We start from the raw sequence: 17,900 nt of genomic DNA, 5'->3' as shown, positions 1-17,900 counted from the left end.
CGGCGTGGCCATCGAATTCGAAACATCGCTGGACCTCGATCTACTCTATGCCCGTTGGTATGGGTTTGTGGACTACGAGCAATTCGCGGGCAATTTCGTCCGATATCTGAGCGATGCGCATTACAAGCCCGGCCGACGCGAGTTGATTGACCATTCGGAGATAACCGAATTCGATATCAATTTCAGTTTAGTGCAGTCGATTTTGCGGCAAGTGAACAGCCAGGTTCCCGAAACGCCCGTCGAAACGCAGACAGTTCTGTATTCGCCGAAAGAGACCATCTTCGGTGTGGGGCGCATGTATCAGTCGCTGGCTGAGATCGCCGGTGGCATCAAGGTCGAGGTCTACCAGACCGAGCGCGAGGCGCTTGATGCGCTGGACCTGCCCCATGAAAGCATCGCGCACCTGCTGGAGGTCGAGACCTTCCTGCCTCCGACCCCGCGCACAGGTTAGTATTCGTTGCCAACTGATCCCGCCAATGGGGCCTTGCTTGAAATCACAACAGGTCATATACGCCTCCGGTGGCCGGAATCGGCCTGCGCAACAAGCGTAATCAACATCAAGAAATGCCGTGGCTGTCCCATTTCGCTTCCGGGGGCATGTCCGGCTTAAGGAGAAGCGACATGAAACTGCATGAATTGCGGGACAATCCTGGTGCAACCAAACGCCGTAAGCGCGTTGGCCGTGGCCCCGGCTCGGGCATGGGTAAAACCGCCGGCCGTGGTATCAAGGGTCAGAAATCCCGTTCGGGTGTGGCCATCAACGCCTATGAAGGCGGCCAGATGCCCCTCTACCAGCGTCTTCCCAAGCGTGGCTTCAACAAGCCGAACCGTAAGGAATTCGCTGTTGTGAACCTGGGCCTGATCCAGAAGTTCATCGACGCCGGCAAAATCGACGCCAAAGCCGAGATCACCGAAGATGCGCTGGTCGCCTCCGGTCTGGTGCGCCGCAAGCTCGATGGCGTGCGCGTTCTGGCGAAGGGTGAAGTGTCGGCCAAGCTTAACATCAGCGTCACTGGCGCCTCGAAAGCGGCTGTTGAAGCTGTTGAAAAGGCAGGCGGCAAGCTGACCACGGCAGCGGCTGCTGCGGCGGAGTAACCCGTTCGGGGTGTTAATCACCCCGTAACGCTTGTGGGCGGGGCCCTCTCCGCCTACATCCTTCCCAAAGGAATTCCTGCGCCGCAGGGGCCCCGTGGCCCGGGCCCGGCGGCTTTAGCGCATAAGAGAGACGGCATGGCATCAGCAGCGGAGCAAATGGCCTCCAACATGAGCTGGAGCGCGTTCGGCAAAGCCACAGAGCTTCGCCAGCGGATCTGGTTCACCCTGGGCCTTCTGATCATTTACCGGATCGGCACCTACATTCCGGTGCCCGGCATCGACGCGATCGAGTTGCAGAACTTCTTCGATCAGGCAGCGGCTGGCCTTGGTGGCGTTCTGAACATGTTCACCGGCGGCGCGCTGTCCCGCATGGGTGTCTTCGCGCTGGGGATCATGCCCTATATCTCGGCCTCGATCATCGTGCAGCTCATGTCGGCCATGGTGCCGGCGATGGAGCAGCTGAAGAAAGAGGGGGAGCAGGGCCGCAAAAAGCTGAACCAATGGACGCGCTACGGCACAGTGGTTTTGGCGACAGCGCAGGCTTACGGACTTGCTGTTTCCATGGAATCTGGCGGCCTGGTGACCGATCCCGGCTGGTTCTTCCGCGCTGCCTGCGTGATCACGCTGGTCGGCGGCACGATGTTCCTGATGTGGTTGGGTGAACAGATCACACAGCGCGGCATTGGCAACGGCATCTCGCTGATCATCTTCGTGGGCATCATCGCTGAAATCCCAGCAGCCTTGGCGCAGTTCTTCGAGTCCGGCCGTCAGGGTGCGCTCAGCACGCCTGCGATCCTTGGTGTGATCGTGATGCTGATCGGCACGCTGTTCTTCGTTGTGTTCATGGAACGCAGTTTGAGGAAAATCCACATTCAGTATCCGCGCCGCCAGGTGGGGATGAAGGTCTACGATGGTGGCTCCAGCCATCTGCCCGTGAAGGTGAACCCTGCGGGTGTGATCCCTGCGATCTTCGCCTCTTCCCTTCTGCTACTGCCGACCACGCTGACGACCTTCGGTGGCGCCGAGGGCAACGGCCCGGTCATGGGCTGGATCCTTGCGAACTTCGGCCCCGGCCAGCCGCTTTACCTACTGTTCTTCGCGTCGATGATCATCTTCTTCACGTATTTCTATACGCTGAACGTGTCCTTTAAGACCGAGGATGTGGCCGACAACCTGAAGAACCAGAACGGTTTCATTCCGGGCATCCGCCCCGGTGCGCGGACCGCTGAGTATCTGGAATACGTGGTGCGCCGCATTCTTGTGCTTGGCTCGGCCTATCTGGCGCTCGTCTGTCTGATGCCAGAAATCGTGCGGACGAACCTTGCCATCACGGCGTATTTCGGCGGCACCTCGATCCTGATTATCGTCTCGGTGGGTATGGACACAGTGCAGCAGATACAGTCTCATCTGTTGGCACACCAATACGAAGGCCTGCTTGAGAAGTCCCAACTGCGGGGGCGCAAGAGCGGCGCCAAGAAACCGCGGAAGGGACCTGCGCGTCGATGAACATCATTCTTTTGGGCCCGCCGGGTGCGGGGAAGGGAACGCAGGCGCAACGCCTTGTTGAAGCACGCGGCATGACTCAGCTGTCCACCGGGGACATGCTGCGCGAAGCCAAGACCAGCGGCACAGAGATGGGCCAGAAGGTCGCCGAGGTGATGGCCAAGGGTCATCTGGTAACAGATGAGATCGTCATCGGCCTAATCCGCGAAAAGCTGGAAGCCGGTGGCAACGGCTTCATCTTCGACGGCTTCCCCCGCACACTGCCGCAGGCGGATGCGCTGAACGAACTGCTCGCCGACATGGGCCAAAGCCTTGATGCTGTGATCGAGATGCGCGTCGACAAGGACGAGGTGCTGGTGCAACGCGTCGTCAACCGCGCAGCCGAGGCCGTCGCCGCCGGGAAAGAACCCCGCGCCGATGATACGGCTGAAGCGATGCAGGAACGCCTGTTCGTCTACTACAAACAAACCTCGCCGCTGCTCGGCTACTACTACGCCAAGGGGATGCTACAGGGCGTTGAGGGCCTTGGCACGATGGACGAAGTTGCTGCCGAAATCGCGGGCATTCTGGACGCCTGATCCGGGCCTATTGACCTTTTGGTCATCAAGTCATACTTACCGCCATCTCCGCAGGAATCACCCTGTCGGGAGCTAATGCAAGCCCGGGAAAATCGCCCGGGCTTACGTTGTGAAAAAAGGGCCTGGGGTTACGGGCTCGCAACTGAAGGATATGCCACACATGGCACGTATTGCAGGGGTCAACATCCCCACCGCAAAGCGCGTTCCGATCGCGCTGACCTACATCACCGGAATTGGTCACACCTCCGCCGCAGCCATCTGCGAAGCCGTTGGCATCGACGCCACGCGCCGCGTGAATGAGCTGTCGGATGCAGAGGTGCTGCAAATCCGTGAGCACATCGACGCCAACTATAACGTCGAAGGTGACCTGCGCCGCGAAACGCAGATGAACATCAAGCGTCTGATGGACCTTGGCTGCTACCGCGGTCTGCGCCATCGCCGTAACCTGCCCGTCCGCGGTCAGCGCACGCACACCAACGCTCGCACCCGCAAAGGCCCCGCAAAGGCCATTGCCGGTAAGAAGAAATAAGGGAGGGCTGGACACATGGCACGTGATCGTCGTCCCGCGAAGAAGAAGGTTTCCAAGAACATCGCCACTGGCGTTGCGCATGTGAATTCATCGTTCAACAACACCAAGATCCTGATCTCTGACGTGCAGGGCAACGCCATTTCCTGGTCGTCTGCTGGCACGATGGGCTTCAAGGGCAGCCGCAAGTCCACACCGTTCGCCGCCCAGATGGCTGCGGAAGATGCGGGTAAGAAGGCGCAGGACCATGGCGTGAAAACGCTTGAGGTCGAAGTTCAGGGCCCAGGTTCGGGCCGTGAAAGCGCGCTGCGCGCCCTGGCGGCCCTGGGCTTCCAAATCACTTCGATCCGCGACGTGACGCCGATGGCCCACAATGGCTGCCGCCCACCGAAGCGCCGCCGCGTCTAAGGTCAGAAGAATTCCTGCCGGGCTGCGGTTTTCCGTGGCCCGGATTCGTCATTTTTACCTCGAGTGTGTCCGGGATGGATCCCCCCGACACGAGCATGGAGGCGACGCATGATCCACAAAAATTGGCAAGAGCTGATCAAGCCCACCCAGCTGGTTGTCCAGCCGGGCACTGACCCTGCGCGGAAGGCAACCGTTGTTGCTGAACCGTTGGAGCGGGGCTTTGGCCTGACGCTTGGGAACGCGCTGCGCCGCGTTCTGATGTCCTCGCTGCAAGGCGCGGCCATCACCTCCGTCCAGATTGACGGCGTTCTGCACGAATTCTCCAGCGTAGCTGGTGTTCGTGAGGATGTGACCGACATCGTGTTGAACCTGAAGGGTGTCGCGATCCGCATGGAAGCCGAAGGCCCCAAGCGCGTTTCGATCTCCGCAAAAGGCCCACGTGTTGTGACGGCCGGCGACATCTCCGAGTCCGCAGGGATCGAGGTTCTGAACAAGGATCACGTGATCTGCCACCTCGACGATGGTGCTGACCTTTACATCGAGCTGACGGTTAACACCGGCAAGGGCTACGTGGCCGCCGACAAGAACCGCCCGGAGGACGCGCCTATCGGCCTGATGCCGATCGACGCGATCTATTCGCCGGTCAAGAAGGTGTCGTACGACGTGCAGCCGACCCGTGAAGGTCAGGTGCTGGACTATGACAAGCTGACGCTGAAGCTGGAAACTGACGGCTCCGTCACGCCTGACGATGCCGTGGCTTACGCTGCTCGGATCATCCAGGACCAGCTGTCGATCTTCGTGAACTTCGACGAGCCGGAATCGGCGACCCGTCAGGACGACGAGGACGATCTGGAATTCAACCCGCTTCTGCTGAAGAAGGTTGATGAGCTTGAGCTGTCCGTGCGTTCGGCGAACTGCCTTAAGAACGACAACATCGTCTACATCGGTGATCTGATCCAGAAGACCGAAGCAGAGATGTTGCGCACGCCGAACTTCGGCCGCAAGTCGCTCAACGAGATCAAGGAAGTGCTGTCTGGCATGGGTCTGCACCTCGGTATGGATATCGTGGACTGGCCGCCCGACAACATCGAAGAACTGGCGAAGAAGTACGAAGACAACTTCTAAGCTGCGGAAAGAATGCCCGGTCGCGCCGGGGAATATTCGGGTTTGAACGCCCCAAGGAGAGGGCCCCGCACGCATGGGGCCCCAGACAAAGCAAAAACGCCCGTAGAGGGCCCCTGAATTGGAGATAGACAATGCGTCACGCCCGCGGATACCGCCGCCTGAACCGGACCCACGAACACCGCAAAGCTATGTTCTCGAACATGGCCGGCTCGCTGATCGAACATGAACAGATTAAGACCACCCTGCCCAAGGCAAAGGAACTGCGTCCGATCGTTGAAAAGCTGATCACGCTGGCCAAGCGTGGCGATCTGCACGCGCGCCGTCAGGCCGCCTCGCAGCTCAAGCAGGACCAGTTCGTCACGAAGCTCTTTGACGTGCTTGGCCCCCGCTATGCAGAGCGTCAGGGTGGCTATGTTCGCGTGATGAAAGCGGGCTTCCGCTACGGTGACATGGCGCCGATGGCGATCATCGAGTTCGTGGACCGTGACGTTGACGCGAAAGGCGCCGCAGACCGCGCCCGTGTGGAAGAGGAAGAAGCCGCAGAAGGCTGATCCCTGCCATCAGGCCCTTTGATTGAACCCTCCGGCCTCGTCGGAGGGTTTTTCCTTTTGGGGATGGGTGACGTCTTGTTAGCGCCTCTTCGAAGGGCCAGAACCTGTGTGGTTCAAGGGCCCATCGCGCACGACAGATTCCGTATCCACGGGCGATTGCCCGAGGAATTCGAGTAGGTCACGGCGCGTTTCAGAAGACAACTTCATGAGACGCGCGAAAAGATCGGGATCGATCCTTTTGGTCATTCGTCTCACCTTGCGTTAGCGCTTGATCATCCGGGTTGACCCCGTTTCGGGCAACCTATCTAAATGGACATGTCCATTTGGTGGGTTAGATGACAAAAGCGCCGGTTCTAGACCTCTTGCTGCACGAACTTTCGCTGGCGGCCCCTGCCGGGTTCGCCGTGGGTCTGCACATCCGCTACGTCTCGCCGCTGATCATGGTGAACACCTATCCCGACTCCTGGCAGGAGGTTTACACATCAAAACTCTACGGTCTGCGCGACCCCACTTTGGCTTGGGGGCTGAGCCATACCGGGACGCGCCGGTGGAGCCAGATTGGCCTGCCTGATCCGTTTGGAATCCTGAAGGAATCTGCGGAATACGGCCTGAAATACGGGATGATCGCATCCATCGGGCCGATGTCGTCGCGCACCATTGCGGGCGCGAGTCGGGAAGACCGCGAGTTCACCGAAGATGAAATGGAGCTTGTTTATCGGATCGTGCACCGGATGCACGATCTGTCCGAACCGCCGGCCCGCCTGTCCAAGGCGCAGGCCGACGCACTGAAATGCATCGCGGAGGGGGACCGCCATGCAGCTGCTGCCGCAAAGCTCGGCATATCCGAAAGCGCGTTCAAGGCGCGTCTGACGTCTGCGCGTCAGAAGCTGATGGCCCGAACGACGGCAGAAGCCGTTCAAAGGGCCAAGGAGTATGGATTGATCTGAGCCAAAGGGGCAGCAGCCCCGCATGAGAGCCAACTTGGCGGTGCGTCGAACATATCGATTCACCTCATTGGAGACTCACATGCAAATGACGACCCTTTCGTTCGAGAACTTTCACCGGCATGGGCCCCTGTTCACGAACATGCTGAAAGCCAGACATCAGAAATTCATCGAAGAGATGGGCTGGGAGATCCCCTCGGAAGGGGACATGGAATTCGACCAGTACGACACGGCGCAGAGCCGGTGGGTCTGTGTCCATGATGGCCTGCGGGTTCTGGCGGGGGTGCGGCTGACGCCGACGACTGCATCTTGTGGCATCTATTCCTATATGGTGCGCGATGCGCAGCGGGGGCTTTTGGACTCGATCCCCGCCAACCTACTGGATGATCCGGCGCCGATTGCGGATCATATCTGGGATGCGAACCGTTTGTTTGTCGCGGAGGGTGTGGAGACCGAGATCCGGCGCGAAGTACAGATGTCGCTGATGGGGCATATGGTGCGCTCGGCGCGGGAGCTGGGGGCGACGACGCTTTTGGGGCTTCTGCCGATCGGTATCCCACGCCTTGGTCGCCGGTTGGGCATTGATATGGAGGCCGGGGGGCCGATCATGAAGATCGGTGGCGTGGCGCATCGGTGCTACTTTGTCTCGATGGCCTCGAAAATGCACTGATGTGCGGCTTCAGCCCCTTTGCTCACGCGTGAGCAGAGGGGTTAAGCCGTTGAAAAAGATATTTAAACGCCATTTCGTTAACCTTTTCTTAAGGCTTGCCGCCAAGGTGGCGCGGGCGTAGTTTTGCCCATCATGGCTGATCTCTTCGATACATCTGCTGCGGCGCAGGACGCCGCCAAAGGGCCGCGCCCGCTTGCGGATCGGCTGCGGCCGGCTGCCTTGTCGGAGGTGATCGGGCAGGGCCATATCCTCGGCCCTGAAGGCAGCCTTCGGGTGATGCTGGACAGCGGGTCGCTGTCCTCGCTCATCTTCTGGGGGCCGCCGGGCGTGGGCAAGACCACAATCGCACGGCTTCTGGCCGACGAGACGGACCTGCATTTCGTGCAGATCAGCGCGATCTTCACGGGTGTCCCGGACCTGCGGAAGGTGTTCGAGGGCGCAAAGCTGCGCCGCCAGAACGGCAAAGGCACGCTCTTGTTCGTCGACGAAATCCACCGCTTCAACAAGGCACAGCAGGACAGTTTTCTGCCGCATATGGAGGATGGCACGATCCTTTTGGTGGGGGCGACGACGGAGAACCCCTCGTTCGAGTTGAACGCCGCTGTCATGTCGCGATCTCAAGTCATGGTGCTGGAGCGGCTCAGCGACGATGATCTTGAGGCACTGTTGCAGCGGGCGGAGGCGGAGTTGGAACGCAAGCTGCCGCTTCTGCCCGATGCGCGGGTGGCGTTGCGGGAGATGGCGGATGGGGACGGGCGCTCGCTTCTCAATCTGGTGGAGCAGGTCGCGGCGTGGAAGGTAGAGCCGCTGGACACCAAGGCCTTGGGTGCGCGGCTGCAACGACGCGCGGCGCAATACGACAAGTCGGGGGATGCGCATTACAATCTGATCTCGGCGTTGCACAAATCCATGCGGGGGTCGGACCCCGACGCGTGCCTTTACTGGTTTGCGCGGATGCTGGAGGGGGGCGAGGACCCGCGGTATTTGGCGCGGCGCATGGTGCGGATGGCGGTGGAAGACGTGGGCCTCGCCGACCCGCAAGCGCAGCGGGTCTGTCTGGATGCGTGGGAGACGTATGAGCGGCTGGGCAGCCCGGAGGGGGAATTGGCGCTGTCCCAGGCGATCATCTATCTGGCGCTCGCGCCCAAATCGAACGCGAATTACGTGGCCTACAAGGCGGCGCGCGCGAGCGCGAAATCGACCGGTTCCGCGATGCCGCCCAAGCATATCCTGAACGCGCCCACGTCGATGATGAAGGATCAGGGTTATGGCGAGGGTTATGCTTACGACCATGACCATGAAGACGGGTTTTCAGGGGCGAATTACTTTCCCGACACGATGTCGCGCGCGCGGTATTACGAGCCGAAAGAGCGCGGGTTTGAGCGGGAGTTGAAGAAGCGTGTGGAATGGTTTGACGGGTTGCGGAAGAAGCGGGGGAGTTGAAACGCCAAGTCGGTTAACAGCGGCGCAGCCGCCCGGCCATCGACGGGCCTCCCACCGGCCCGGCGATTTGGCTGATCTTGGTGCGTCGCATGTACGGAGATTGTGCTTGGCCACCATAAAGTGCCTGATAACGACCGTTGGATCGCCGCACCGAGGCCCGTCGATGGCCTGGCTCCGTTGACATCCTGACCCGCCCGGCGCATCCCGCCCCCATGACAGCGATCCTGCAAGTGGCCCTTGGCGGTGCCGTTGGCGCCGTGCTCCGATACCTGACAGGTCTCGGGATGATCCGGCTGTTTGGGCATTCCGCTTTTCCGTTGCCAATCCTGACGGTGAACGTTGTGGGCTCTTTCCTGATGGGGGTCTTTGTGGTGGTCGCCGCGCATCGGGGGCTGACGCATTTGTCGCCGTTGGTGATGACGGGCCTGCTGGGCGGGTTCACGACCTTCTCGGCCTTTTCGCTTGAGGCGGTCACGCTGTATGAGCGTGGCGATATAGGGCAGGCGGCGCTTTATGTGGGCGCGTCGGTGATCTTGTCGATTGGCGGGCTGATGCTGGGCCTTTGGGTTGCGCGGGGGATGGTCGCATGAGTGGGGTTCAGACGGTTGAAGTGGGCCCGGATGAGGGCGATCAGCGGCTCGACCGCTGGTTCCGCCGCCGGTTCCCACATGTGCCGCAGGGCCGGATCGAGAAGATGTGCCGCAAGGGCGAAATCCGTGTTGATGGCGGGCGGGTGAAAACCTCGACCCGCGTTGAAGTGGGGCAGTCCGTGCGGGTGCCGCCGCTGCCTGACGGGGCCGCGCCGGTGGTGCATCGCGCGCCAAAGGTCAGCGATGCGGATGCGGAGATGATGCGGAAGGCGGTGATCTACCGCGACGATTACATCATTGCGCTGAACAAGCCTGCTGGTTTGCCGTCGCAGGGCGGGTCGGGGCAGAGCCGCCATGTGGATGGGTTGAGCGAGGTGTTGAAGTTTGGATTCGAAGAGAAGCCTAGGCTGGTGCATCGGCTGGACAAGGACACTTCGGGCGTCTTGCTGATGGCGCGTACGCGGGCAAGTGCCAAGGCGCTGACCGATGCGTTCCGGGCGCGGGAGACGCGGAAGATTTACTGGGCGGCCGTGGCGGGTACACCTCTGCCGAAGATGGGGACGATCAAATACGGGCTGGTGAAGGCACCGGGCCATGGCAAGGGCGGTGAGAACGAGAAGATGCGAGCGGTGATGCCGGACGAGGTGCGCGACGTCGAGGGGGCTAAGCGGGCCGAGACGGATTACGCGGTGCTGTCGAACCTTGGGGGGCGCGTGTCGTGGTGTGCTTTGGTTCCGATCACGGGGCGGACGCATCAATTGCGCGCGCATATGGCCGAGATCGGGCATCCGATCATTGGCGACGGGAAGTATGGCGGCTCGGGTCAGGAAAATCTGGGCGATGGCTGGGGCGCGCAGCTGGGCGGCGAGATCAGCCGCAAGCTGCATCTGCACGCGCGGTCGTTGCGGTTTGAGCATCCGTTTGGCGGGGCGGTGGTAAACCTGGTTGCGCCGTTGTCCGAGCATATGGCGAAGACGTGGGAGACGTTGGGGTGGCATCCTTCGGATGTGCCAGCCGATCCGTTCGAGGATGACGAATGGACCTGAAGCTGGTCATTTTCGATGTGGACGGCACGCTGGTGGACAGTCAGGCGCATATCCTGGCGTCGATGCAGGGCGCGTTCGAGGCGCATGGGATGGCGGTGCCTTCGCGGGAGGCGGTGCTTGGGATCGTCGGCCTGTCGTTGCCGGAAGCGTTCGCGCGGCTGGTGCCGGACCGGGCGGATTTGGCGATGCGTTTGACGGAGGCCTACAAAGACACGTTTGCGGGGTTGCGCATGGCCGGGGACGGGGCTGCGCACTCGCCGCTCTATCCGGGCGCGGCTGAGGTTCTGGCCGGGTTGGCTTCGCGGGATGATGTGCTGCTGGGTGTGGCCACGGGCAAGTCGAAGCGGGGGCTGGACCATCTGATCGAGCTGCATGGCTGGGCGCGTGTCTTTCAGACCGTGCAAGTGGCGGATTTCCATCCGTCCAAGCCGCATCCGTCGATGGTGCGCGCATGTCTGGATGAGACGGGGGTTGAGGCCCATATGGCGGTGATGGTCGGCGATACGAGTTTCGATATGGAAATGGCGCGGGCAGGGGATGTGGGCGCCTTGGCGGTCGGCTGGGGCTATCATTCGCGTGCGGTGCTGATGGGCGCGGGTGCCGCGCGCGTGCTGGATCGGTTCGAGGATCTGCCTGCGGCGCTAGAGGAGTGTTGGACGTTCGCATGACGGAATGGAAAGCAAAGCGGTTTTGGACAGACGTTGCGGTGCGCGCGGATGAGGGCGGATACCGGGTGTTTCTGGATGAGCGCACGTTGAACACGCCGGGCAAGCTGCCTCTGCTTCTGCCGACGGAGGCGATGGCAGAGGCCGTGGCCGAAGAATGGCGCGCGCAGGATGGGCATATCCAGCCGCTCACGATGCCCAACACGCGGTCCGCAAACTCAGCCATTGAGCGAGTCGCGCCGCAGCATGCGGAGGTCTGCGCGATGCTGTCGGCCTATGGGGAAACTGACCTCCTGTGCTATCGCGCGCATGGGCCGGCGGAGTTGACGCAACGTCAGCAGGACGCGTGGGATCCGCTGCTGGATTGGGCGACGGAACGGTTTGCTGCCCGGTTGGTGCCGGTGGCGGGCGTCTTACCGGTAGATCAAGACCCTGCGGCGCTGGGCGCGCTTGCTGCGCAGGTGTCACATACCGAGGCGTTCCCGCTGACGGCGCTGCACGATCTGATCACGCTGACCGGGTCTCTGGTGCTGGGTCTGGCCATCGCGGAGCGCCACATTTCGGCCAATGAAGGCTGGCGTTTGAGCCGAATCGATGAGGATTGGCAGATCTCGCAATGGGGCGAAGATGACGAGGCCACGCAGATGGCAGAGGCCAAGCGTGCCCAATTGCTTCACGCCGAGCGGTTCCTGTCGCTTTGCTCTGAGAAGTGATGTTTCACAGGGCATAGCCCAACACCCATTGCATAAATTCCGGGCAGTGACCTTGCGCGGGCCTGCAAACGAAGTGTTTCCAGCCTGTTTTGAACACCCGACGCCCTTGACCTTATGCACAGGATTTGCCCATTTTGGCAGCGGCGGGGGGCAAAAAGCCCCTCCCGGCATATGCCAAGGCCCAAAGGGCAAATAATATGATCCCTTAGGGCGATCCCACAGGAAGAGGTTAACAATGAAAAAATCCGTATTTCTCGGCACGCTTGCGGCCAGCGCACTGATCGCAGGTGCTGCTTCGGCCCAGACCCTCGCCGAGGTTCAAGAGCGTGGCTCGCTGAACTGCGGCGTGACCACTGGTCTGACCGGCTTTGCGGCCCCCAACGCCGAAGGCGAATGGGAAGGCTTCGACGTTGGCGTCTGCCGTGCGGTTGCTGCAGCTGTTCTCGGCGACGCGACAGCCGTTGAATTCGTTCCGACCACTGGCCAGACCCGCTTTACCGCGCTGGCATCGGGCGAAGTCGACATGCTGGCCCGTAACACCACCTGGACATTCTCGCGCGATGTGGACCTCGCGTTCGAATTTACCGGCGTGAACTACTACGATGGTCAGGGCTTCATGGTTCCCCGTGAACTGGGCGTCTCGTCCGCACTGGAACTGGACGGCGCAACCGTCTGCATCCAGACCGGCACCACGACCGAACTGAACCTTGCTGACTTCTTTGCCTCGAACAACATGAGCTACGAGCCCGTGCCGATCGAGACCAACGCAGAAGCACAGCAGCAGTACCTTGCCGGTGCATGTGACGTTTACACCACGGACGCCTCGGGCCTGGCCGCAACGCGCGCCACGTTCGAAGATCCGTCGGCACACGTCGTTCTGCCCGAGATCGTTTCCAAAGAACCGCTCGGCCCGCTTGTTCGCCATGGCGACCATGAGTGGGGCGATATCGTTCGCTGGACTCTGAACGCACTGATCACCGCTGAAGAGCTGGGCGTGACCTCGGCCAACGTTGGCGAGATCGGTGGCACCACCGAGAACCCCGAAATCCGTCGCCTGCTGGGCACCGAGGGTGAACTGGGCGCAATGCTCGGCCTCGAAGCGGATTGGGCCGCGAACGCAATCGCAGCCGTGGGCAACTACGGTGAGCTGTTCGAAGGCAATATCGGTGAATCCACCCCGATCGGTCTGGCCCGTGGCCTGAACGCTCAGTGGACCGATGGTGGCCTGCTCTACAGCCCGCCGTTCCGGTAAGACCTAAAAACGAGAGGGCGCGAGCGTAAAGTTCGCGCCCTTCTCATATACGGACAAACGTAAGTTGCAGTGATGCAAGGGACCGCAAAAGACGGCCCGTACCGCAACAACGAAACCAACGACAGGGGGCCACAGCGATGGCAACGATGACCGACCCACCGGTGGAGGGGTTCCGGCTTAGCCAGCTTATCTATGACACGCGCTACCGATCCATGACGATCCAGGTGGTTGCGTTCATACTGATCATGCTTGGTTTGGTCTGGCTGGCGAACAACGTCGTCACCAACCTTCAAGCGCTTGGCAAAGACTTTGATTTTGGCTTCCTTGGCAACCGCGCCGGGTATGACATCAACCAGCGTCTTGTCGAATATTCCAACGACTCGACCCATGGCCGTGCGGCTATTGTCGGCATTCTGAATACGCTGCTTGTGGCAGTTCTGGGCTGTATCACGGCCACGATCCTGGGTGTGTTTGCGGGTGTTCTGCGCCTGTCGAAAAACTGGATCGTGTCGCGCCTAATGGGCGTTTATGTGGAAGGCTTCCGCAACATTCCCCTGCTGCTGTGGATCCTCGTGATCTTCGCCGTGATGACCGAAGGCACGCCGCAGCCGCGCGATTTCCGTGGTGAGGACGCTGAGGCGTCGATGATCCTTGGCGACAGCGTCGCGATCACCAACCGTGGCATCTACATCCCCAATCTCGTGTTCAACCGCTCGCTTGGTGGAAATGAGGTTGATGCGGAAACGGGTGCCGTGGTCGCGTCGCAAAGCGCAGGTGACATGATCTTGCTGCTGGTCGTGATTATCGCAGGCTTCGTGGCATCGGGCTTTATCGGACGCCGTGCGACGGCCATTCAGGAAAAAACAGGGGTTCGCCCGCCGGGCACGTTCTGGATGCGATTAGGGGCGGTGATTGTGCCTGCCCTGATCGTGCTGGTCGCTTTGGGTGCGACGCTGGAATACCCCGAATTGCGTGGCTTTAACTTCGCCGATGGTATTCACCTGCGGAACTCGCTGATCGCTTTGTGGTTCGCCTTGTCGCTTTATACCGGCGCCTTCATCGCAGAGATTGTGCGCGCGGGTATCATGGCGGTCAGCAAGGGGCAGACAGAGGCAGCTTTTGCCTTGGGGATGCGGCCAAGCTGGACCATGAACCTTGTGATCCTGCCGCAAGCGCTGCGGGTGATCATTCCGCCGCTGATTTCGCAATTCCTGAACCTGACCAAGAATTCCTCACTGGCGATTGCCGTGGGGTACATGGATGTCCGGTCCACCCTTGGGGGGATCACGATCAACCAGACCGGTCGCGAGTTGGAGGGGATGCTTCTTCTGGGCCTGTTCTACCTGATCACGTCGCTGATCATTTCGGGCGCGATGAACATCTACAACAATTCCGTCAAGTTGCAGGAGCGGTGATATGAGCGAGATTCATGCAGAAACCGCCTATGTCCGCACGGAGATGTTGCCGGAACAGGCGCCACCGATCACAGCCGCTGGTCCCGTCAAATGGATGCGGGAGAACCTGTTCTCCTCACCGCTGAATGCGATCCTGACGGTCCTGTCGATTTTCGTGATCTACTATGTCTTGCAGGGCATCCTGCCGTGGATGGTCAATGGTATCTGGGATGCCGGGTCGCTGAGTGAGTGCCGGGAAATCCGGGATGCACGTGGCGGGTCCAGCGAACATGGCCATGGTGTCGCCTGTTGGGCGGTGCTGACGGATCGTTGGCATCAGCTGACGTTCGGCTTCTACCCATCTGACCTGTACTGGCGGCCGATCCTTTCGCTGGTGATCTTCCTGGTCGCGCTTGCGCCGGTTCTGTTCGACACGGTGCCGCGCAAGTTGTTCATCTTGACGGCTGCCGCGCCGTTCCTTTGCGCGTGGCTGCTGTGGGGTGGCACGATCTGGGGTCCGCTGATGATTGCAGTGGGTTTCGTGATCGGCTGGGCGATCTTCAAGTTCGGGGCGCCGGCGATCGGTGCCTTGGGGGCGACGATTGCCGCGATCCTGATCCCGATCCTCTACTGGCTGTTCATCGCCGGGCCTGTGGCAGGCGCGTTGTCCAGTGCGATCCCGCTTGGGATCACGCCGGTGCCGTCCGATGATTTCGGGGGCTTCCTTCTGGCGTTCGTGATCGGGGCCTCGGGCATCATCCTGTCGATGCCTTTGGGGATCATTCTGGCGCTTGGTCGACAGTCGGATCTGTTCATCATCAACAAGTTCTCGGTGATCTTCATCGAGGTGATCCGGGGGGTGCCGCTGATCGTGTGGCTCTTCACGGCCTCGCTCCTGTTGAACTACTTCCTGCCGCCGGGCACGAATTTCGACCTTATGCTGCGCGTGATCATCATGGTGACGCTGTTCTCCTCGGCCTATATCGCCGAGGTGATCCGGGGTGGCCTCGCCGCCCTGCCGCGGGGTCAGTATGAGGGGGCCGACTCGCTTGGCCTGAACTACTGGCAGTCCATGCAGCTGATCATCCTGCCGCAGGCGTTGAAAATCTCGATCCCAGGTATCGTTTCGTCGTTCATTGGCCTGTTCAAAGACACCGTGCTGGTGGTCTTCGTGGGCCTCAGCGACCCGATCGGGTTCTCGAACCTGATCCGGGCGACGACCGACTGGAACGGCATCTACTGGGAACTGTTCATCTTCATCGGGCTGTGCTTCTTCATCTGTTGCTACGGCATGTCCCGCTACTCGCAATATCTCGAGCGCAAACTGCGCACCGATCACCGTTAAGGAGGCCTGAGCTATGGCTGACACAAATTTGGTAGAAGAGCGCGCAATCGACCGCTCGCAAATGAAGGTCTCCGACGAGGTGGCCATCGACATTCAGGGGATGAACAAGTGGTACGGGAATTTCCACGTGTTGCGCGACATCAACCTGACCGTGCAGCGGGGTGAGCGGATCGTGATCTGTGGTCCGTCCGGCTCGGGTAAGTCGACGCTGATCCGGTGCATCAACGCGCTGGAAGAGCATCAGCAGGGCACGATCACCGTCGATGGTACGCTTCTGTCGAACGACCTGAAGAACATCGACAAGATTCGGTCTGAGGTTGGCATGTGCTTCCAGCACTTCAATCTGTTCCCGCACCTGACGATCCTGGAAAACTGCACGCTGGCGCCCATTTGGGTGCGCAAGACGCCGAAGCGGGAAGCCGAAGAGACGGCAATGTACTTCCTGGAAAAGGTGAAGATCCCCGAGCAGGCCGACAAGTATCCTGGCCAGCTTTCCGGTGGTCAGCAGCAGCGTGTGGCGATTGCCCGGTCGCTGTGTATGCGCCCGCGGATCATGCTGTTTGACGAGCCGACCTCGGCCCTTGACCCGGAAATGATCAAGGAAGTGCTGGATACGATGATCCAGCTCGCCGAAGAGGGCATGACCATGCTGTGCGTGACCCACGAGATGGGCTTTGCCCGTCAGGTCGCCAACCGCGTGATCTTCATGGATGCCGGTCAGATCGTGGAGCAGAACGAGCCGGAGGAGTTCTTTACGAACCCGCAGTCCGAGCGCACGCAGCTCTTCCTGAGCCAGATCCTCGGTCACTGAGACCCACGGCTACGCACACAAATTGCGCCCGCCTCCGCTGGAAGGCGGGCGTTTTCTTTTGAGTATTTTTGACCAGTGGAAGACCGGGGCAGTCAGCCCGGATCAGGCAGGTCACGCGGTGTGGTGAAATGAGTGACTTCGCCTGTTGTGAGGTCGGACCAAGGAGCGCCGACCCGCAGAACGGTCGTGGCGCCGGTCGGGTACATGCCGAAACGCTCGTCGTGGGGCGGCTTCTCCGCGAGGCTCCAGGCTAATTCACCGATGCCCGGGTTGTGGCCGATCACGGCGACGATAGTGCCGGTGCCGGCGCGGATGGCGGTGAGCATTGCGGCAGGGTCCGCGAGATAGAGCGTGCGGCTGAGCGTGGGCGCGGGCGCGTCTGGGAGCTGCGAGGCGATCCCGGCCCAAGTTTCGCGGGTGCGCATCGCGTCTGAGCAAAGCACCTCATCCGGGGCCAGGCCCTCGGCCGCCAGAAACGCCCCAAGCCGCGGTGCTGCGCGTCGGCCGCGCGGGTTCAGCGGGCGGGCGTGATCCTCTTGATTGGCGGACCAATCGGATTTGCAGTGACGGATGAGGATCAGAGTGCGGGTCATCGGTGGAAGTGCCGCATATGATAGGCCGATTGCGCCGGGTCGCGGGGATAGTCTTGGCTGACCGGGCAGGCGCGGCGGGCTTTGCAGCCATTCGCCATGCAATCCGCGCCCTCGGGTGTGTCGAGAAAGGTGTGGCAGGCGGCGGTGTCATAGCCATCTTCGCTGAGGGCATCGACGGGGCAGGCGGTCTCACACGGGGCAGAGCAGAGCAGGCAGGGGGTCAAGCGTGGCGGGGTGAGGTCGATCTTCTCGGTCAGGGCCAGCGCGCCCCGGAAGGAAATCATCAGACCCTGGTCGTTATGGACGAGCAGAGAGACCGGGCTGGAATGGATGGAGCCAGATTTGGTTGCCCATGAGATGAACGGGTGCCAAGGCGGGCCACCGAAGGGAAAGAGGGAAGCGGCGTCGAGTTGATCTGCGATGTCGTCAATGACCCGCTGAGACCAGCGGTCCATCATGTCGGGCTGCCCATCGCGCGCCTCGGGTTGCGTCTGGAACCAAGCCCAAAAGCCGGGTTCTTTCGGCGCGAGGAGGACGAGGGTGCCGGTTCCGTCGGGGGCGTTGTCGTCCGGGCCGGGGTGGAATGCGCCCACGATGGTCAGGTGGTTGGCGGCAGCGGCGGTGGCGATGGTGTCGTAATCCATGTTC

General features: G+C 61.0%; 21 protein-coding genes. 19 read left to right on the top strand and 2 right to left on the bottom strand.

Annotated features, from left to right (window positions below):
• The first annotated feature begins 4 nt into the window (after positions 1–4).
• From V8J81_RS14915 to V8J81_RS14825, 19 genes are all read left to right on the top strand, one after another.
• A complete protein-coding gene (locus tag V8J81_RS14915; protein ID WP_368476540.1) occupies positions 5–451 on the top strand; it encodes a hypothetical protein in 447 nt (148 codons plus the stop codon).
• 170 nt (positions 452–621) lie between these two features.
• A complete protein-coding gene (gene rplO, locus V8J81_RS14910; RefSeq protein ID WP_368476539.1) occupies positions 622–1,095 on the top strand; it encodes a 50S ribosomal protein L15 in 474 nt (157 codons plus the stop codon).
• A gap of 135 nt (positions 1,096–1,230) precedes the next feature.
• On the top strand, positions 1,231–2,601 hold the full coding sequence (gene secY / locus V8J81_RS14905; RefSeq protein WP_368476538.1) for a preprotein translocase subunit SecY: 1,371 nt from the start codon (positions 1,231–1,233) through the stop codon (positions 2,599–2,601).
• Positions 2,598–3,176 (top strand): adenylate kinase, encoded by a 579-nt coding sequence (locus V8J81_RS14900; RefSeq protein WP_368476537.1) that lies wholly within the window; start codon positions 2,598–2,600, stop codon positions 3,174–3,176. Before secY ends, V8J81_RS14900 begins: the two co-directional genes overlap by 4 nt.
• A 160-nt stretch (positions 3,177–3,336) precedes the next feature.
• On the top strand, positions 3,337–3,705 hold the full coding sequence (gene rpsM, locus V8J81_RS14895; protein ID WP_368476536.1) for a 30S ribosomal protein S13: 369 nt from the start codon (positions 3,337–3,339) through the stop codon (positions 3,703–3,705).
• A gap of 15 nt (positions 3,706–3,720) precedes the next feature.
• Positions 3,721–4,110, top strand: a complete 390-nt coding sequence (rpsK, locus tag V8J81_RS14890; protein WP_368476535.1) for a 30S ribosomal protein S11 — start codon at positions 3,721–3,723, stop codon at positions 4,108–4,110.
• A 108-nt stretch (positions 4,111–4,218) separates the two neighbouring features.
• Positions 4,219–5,235 (top strand): DNA-directed RNA polymerase subunit alpha, encoded by a 1,017-nt coding sequence (locus V8J81_RS14885; protein ID WP_368476534.1) that lies wholly within the window; start codon positions 4,219–4,221, stop codon positions 5,233–5,235.
• A 131-nt stretch (positions 5,236–5,366) separates the two neighbouring features.
• Positions 5,367–5,786 carry a 50S ribosomal protein L17 gene (gene rplQ, locus V8J81_RS14880; RefSeq protein WP_368476533.1) on the top strand — a complete coding sequence of 140 codons (420 nt, stop codon included), beginning with the start codon at positions 5,367–5,369 and terminating at the stop codon, positions 5,784–5,786.
• A gap of 335 nt (positions 5,787–6,121) precedes the next feature.
• Positions 6,122–6,733, top strand: a complete 612-nt coding sequence (locus V8J81_RS14875; protein ID WP_368476532.1) for a helix-turn-helix transcriptional regulator — start codon at positions 6,122–6,124, stop codon at positions 6,731–6,733.
• A gap of 79 nt (positions 6,734–6,812) precedes the next feature.
• Positions 6,813–7,400: an acyl-homoserine-lactone synthase gene (locus V8J81_RS14870; RefSeq protein WP_368476531.1), complete on the top strand. Its 588-nt coding sequence runs from the start codon at positions 6,813–6,815 to the stop codon at positions 7,398–7,400.
• A 132-nt stretch (positions 7,401–7,532) separates the two neighbouring features.
• Positions 7,533–8,843: a replication-associated recombination protein A gene (locus tag V8J81_RS14865; protein ID WP_368476530.1), complete on the top strand. Its 1,311-nt coding sequence runs from the start codon at positions 7,533–7,535 to the stop codon at positions 8,841–8,843.
• A 212-nt stretch (positions 8,844–9,055) separates the two neighbouring features.
• The gene (crcB, locus tag V8J81_RS14860) at positions 9,056–9,433 is read left to right on the top strand and encodes a fluoride efflux transporter CrcB (protein ID WP_368476529.1); all 378 of its coding nucleotides are present in this window, start codon (positions 9,056–9,058) and stop codon (positions 9,431–9,433) included.
• Complete coding sequence (locus tag V8J81_RS14855) at positions 9,430–10,479, top strand: RluA family pseudouridine synthase (RefSeq protein WP_368476528.1); 1,050 nt, start codon at positions 9,430–9,432, stop codon at positions 10,477–10,479. The genes crcB and V8J81_RS14855 overlap by 4 nt, the downstream gene beginning before the upstream one ends.
• On the top strand, positions 10,470–11,147 hold the full coding sequence (locus V8J81_RS14850; protein ID WP_368476527.1) for an HAD-IA family hydrolase: 678 nt from the start codon (positions 10,470–10,472) through the stop codon (positions 11,145–11,147). Before V8J81_RS14855 ends, V8J81_RS14850 begins: the two co-directional genes overlap by 10 nt.
• Entirely contained in the window at positions 11,144–11,857 is a 714-nt protein-coding gene (locus V8J81_RS14845) for an ATP12 family chaperone protein (protein ID WP_368476526.1), read from the top strand. The genes V8J81_RS14850 and V8J81_RS14845 overlap by 4 nt, the downstream gene beginning before the upstream one ends.
• 235 nt (positions 11,858–12,092) lie before the next feature.
• Complete coding sequence (locus tag V8J81_RS14840) at positions 12,093–13,109, top strand: amino acid ABC transporter substrate-binding protein (protein WP_368476525.1); 1,017 nt, start codon at positions 12,093–12,095, stop codon at positions 13,107–13,109.
• A 137-nt stretch (positions 13,110–13,246) separates the two neighbouring features.
• Entirely contained in the window at positions 13,247–14,524 is a 1,278-nt protein-coding gene (locus tag V8J81_RS14835; protein WP_368476524.1) for an amino acid ABC transporter permease, read from the top strand.
• Between the two features lies 1 nt (position 14,525).
• Positions 14,526–15,848 carry an amino acid ABC transporter permease gene (locus V8J81_RS14830; protein ID WP_368476523.1) on the top strand — a complete coding sequence of 441 codons (1,323 nt, stop codon included), beginning with the start codon at positions 14,526–14,528 and terminating at the stop codon, positions 15,846–15,848.
• 13 nt (positions 15,849–15,861) lie between these two features.
• Positions 15,862–16,659: an amino acid ABC transporter ATP-binding protein gene (locus tag V8J81_RS14825; RefSeq protein WP_368476522.1), complete on the top strand. Its 798-nt coding sequence runs from the start codon at positions 15,862–15,864 to the stop codon at positions 16,657–16,659.
• Positions 16,660–16,751: 92 nt separating this feature from the next.
• Here the strand turns inward: V8J81_RS14825 and V8J81_RS14820 are convergent, their stop codons facing one another.
• Entirely contained in the window at positions 16,752–17,252 is a 501-nt protein-coding gene (locus tag V8J81_RS14820; protein ID WP_368476521.1) for a SixA phosphatase family protein, read from the bottom strand.
• Entirely contained in the window at positions 17,249–17,896 is a 648-nt protein-coding gene (locus V8J81_RS14815) for a ferredoxin (RefSeq protein ID WP_368476520.1), read from the bottom strand. The genes V8J81_RS14820 and V8J81_RS14815 overlap by 4 nt, the downstream gene beginning before the upstream one ends.
• Positions 17,897–17,900: the final 4 nt, after the last annotated feature.

It is taken from the genome of Gymnodinialimonas sp. 202GB13-11, assembly GCF_040932485.1.
In the GTDB taxonomy this organism is placed as follows: Bacteria; Pseudomonadota; Alphaproteobacteria; order Rhodobacterales; family Rhodobacteraceae; genus Gymnodinialimonas; species Gymnodinialimonas hymeniacidonis.
Note: the sequence above shows the minus strand (reverse complement) of the source record. Positions and strands in the feature narration are given on the sequence as shown.

What these genes read in the sequence shown, in the direction of transcription:
- rplO (WP_368476539.1), top strand. Translation starts at nt 622, where the DNA reads ATGAAACTGCATGAATTGCGGGACAATCCTGGTGCAACCAAACGCCGT.
- secY (WP_368476538.1), top strand. Translation starts at nt 1,231, where the DNA reads ATGGCATCAGCAGCGGAGCAAATGGCCTCCAACATGAGCTGGAGCGCG.
- V8J81_RS14900 (WP_368476537.1), top strand. Translation starts at nt 2,598, where the DNA reads ATGAACATCATTCTTTTGGGCCCGCCGGGTGCGGGGAAGGGAACGCAG.
- rpsM (WP_368476536.1), top strand. Translation starts at nt 3,337, where the DNA reads ATGGCACGTATTGCAGGGGTCAACATCCCCACCGCAAAGCGCGTTCCG.
- rpsK (WP_368476535.1), top strand. Translation starts at nt 3,721, where the DNA reads ATGGCACGTGATCGTCGTCCCGCGAAGAAGAAGGTTTCCAAGAACATC.
- V8J81_RS14885 (WP_368476534.1), top strand. Translation starts at nt 4,219, where the DNA reads ATGATCCACAAAAATTGGCAAGAGCTGATCAAGCCCACCCAGCTGGTT.
- rplQ (WP_368476533.1), top strand. Translation starts at nt 5,367, where the DNA reads ATGCGTCACGCCCGCGGATACCGCCGCCTGAACCGGACCCACGAACAC.
- V8J81_RS14875 (WP_368476532.1), top strand. Translation starts at nt 6,122, where the DNA reads ATGACAAAAGCGCCGGTTCTAGACCTCTTGCTGCACGAACTTTCGCTG.
- V8J81_RS14870 (WP_368476531.1), top strand. Translation starts at nt 6,813, where the DNA reads ATGCAAATGACGACCCTTTCGTTCGAGAACTTTCACCGGCATGGGCCC.
- V8J81_RS14865 (WP_368476530.1), top strand. Translation starts at nt 7,533, where the DNA reads ATGGCTGATCTCTTCGATACATCTGCTGCGGCGCAGGACGCCGCCAAA.
- crcB (WP_368476529.1), top strand. Translation starts at nt 9,056, where the DNA reads ATGACAGCGATCCTGCAAGTGGCCCTTGGCGGTGCCGTTGGCGCCGTG.
- V8J81_RS14855 (WP_368476528.1), top strand. Translation starts at nt 9,430, where the DNA reads ATGAGTGGGGTTCAGACGGTTGAAGTGGGCCCGGATGAGGGCGATCAG.
- V8J81_RS14850 (WP_368476527.1), top strand. Translation starts at nt 10,470, where the DNA reads ATGGACCTGAAGCTGGTCATTTTCGATGTGGACGGCACGCTGGTGGAC.
- V8J81_RS14845 (WP_368476526.1), top strand. Translation starts at nt 11,144, where the DNA reads ATGACGGAATGGAAAGCAAAGCGGTTTTGGACAGACGTTGCGGTGCGC.
- V8J81_RS14840 (WP_368476525.1), top strand. Translation starts at nt 12,093, where the DNA reads ATGAAAAAATCCGTATTTCTCGGCACGCTTGCGGCCAGCGCACTGATC.
- V8J81_RS14835 (WP_368476524.1), top strand. Translation starts at nt 13,247, where the DNA reads ATGGCAACGATGACCGACCCACCGGTGGAGGGGTTCCGGCTTAGCCAG.
- V8J81_RS14830 (WP_368476523.1), top strand. Translation starts at nt 14,526, where the DNA reads ATGAGCGAGATTCATGCAGAAACCGCCTATGTCCGCACGGAGATGTTG.
- V8J81_RS14825 (WP_368476522.1), top strand. Translation starts at nt 15,862, where the DNA reads ATGGCTGACACAAATTTGGTAGAAGAGCGCGCAATCGACCGCTCGCAA.
- V8J81_RS14820 (WP_368476521.1), bottom strand. Translation starts at nt 17,252, where the DNA reads ATGACCCGCACTCTGATCCTCATCCGTCACTGCAAATCCGATTGGTCC.
- V8J81_RS14815 (WP_368476520.1), bottom strand. Translation starts at nt 17,896, where the DNA reads ATGGATTACGACACCATCGCCACCGCCGCTGCCGCCAACCACCTGACC.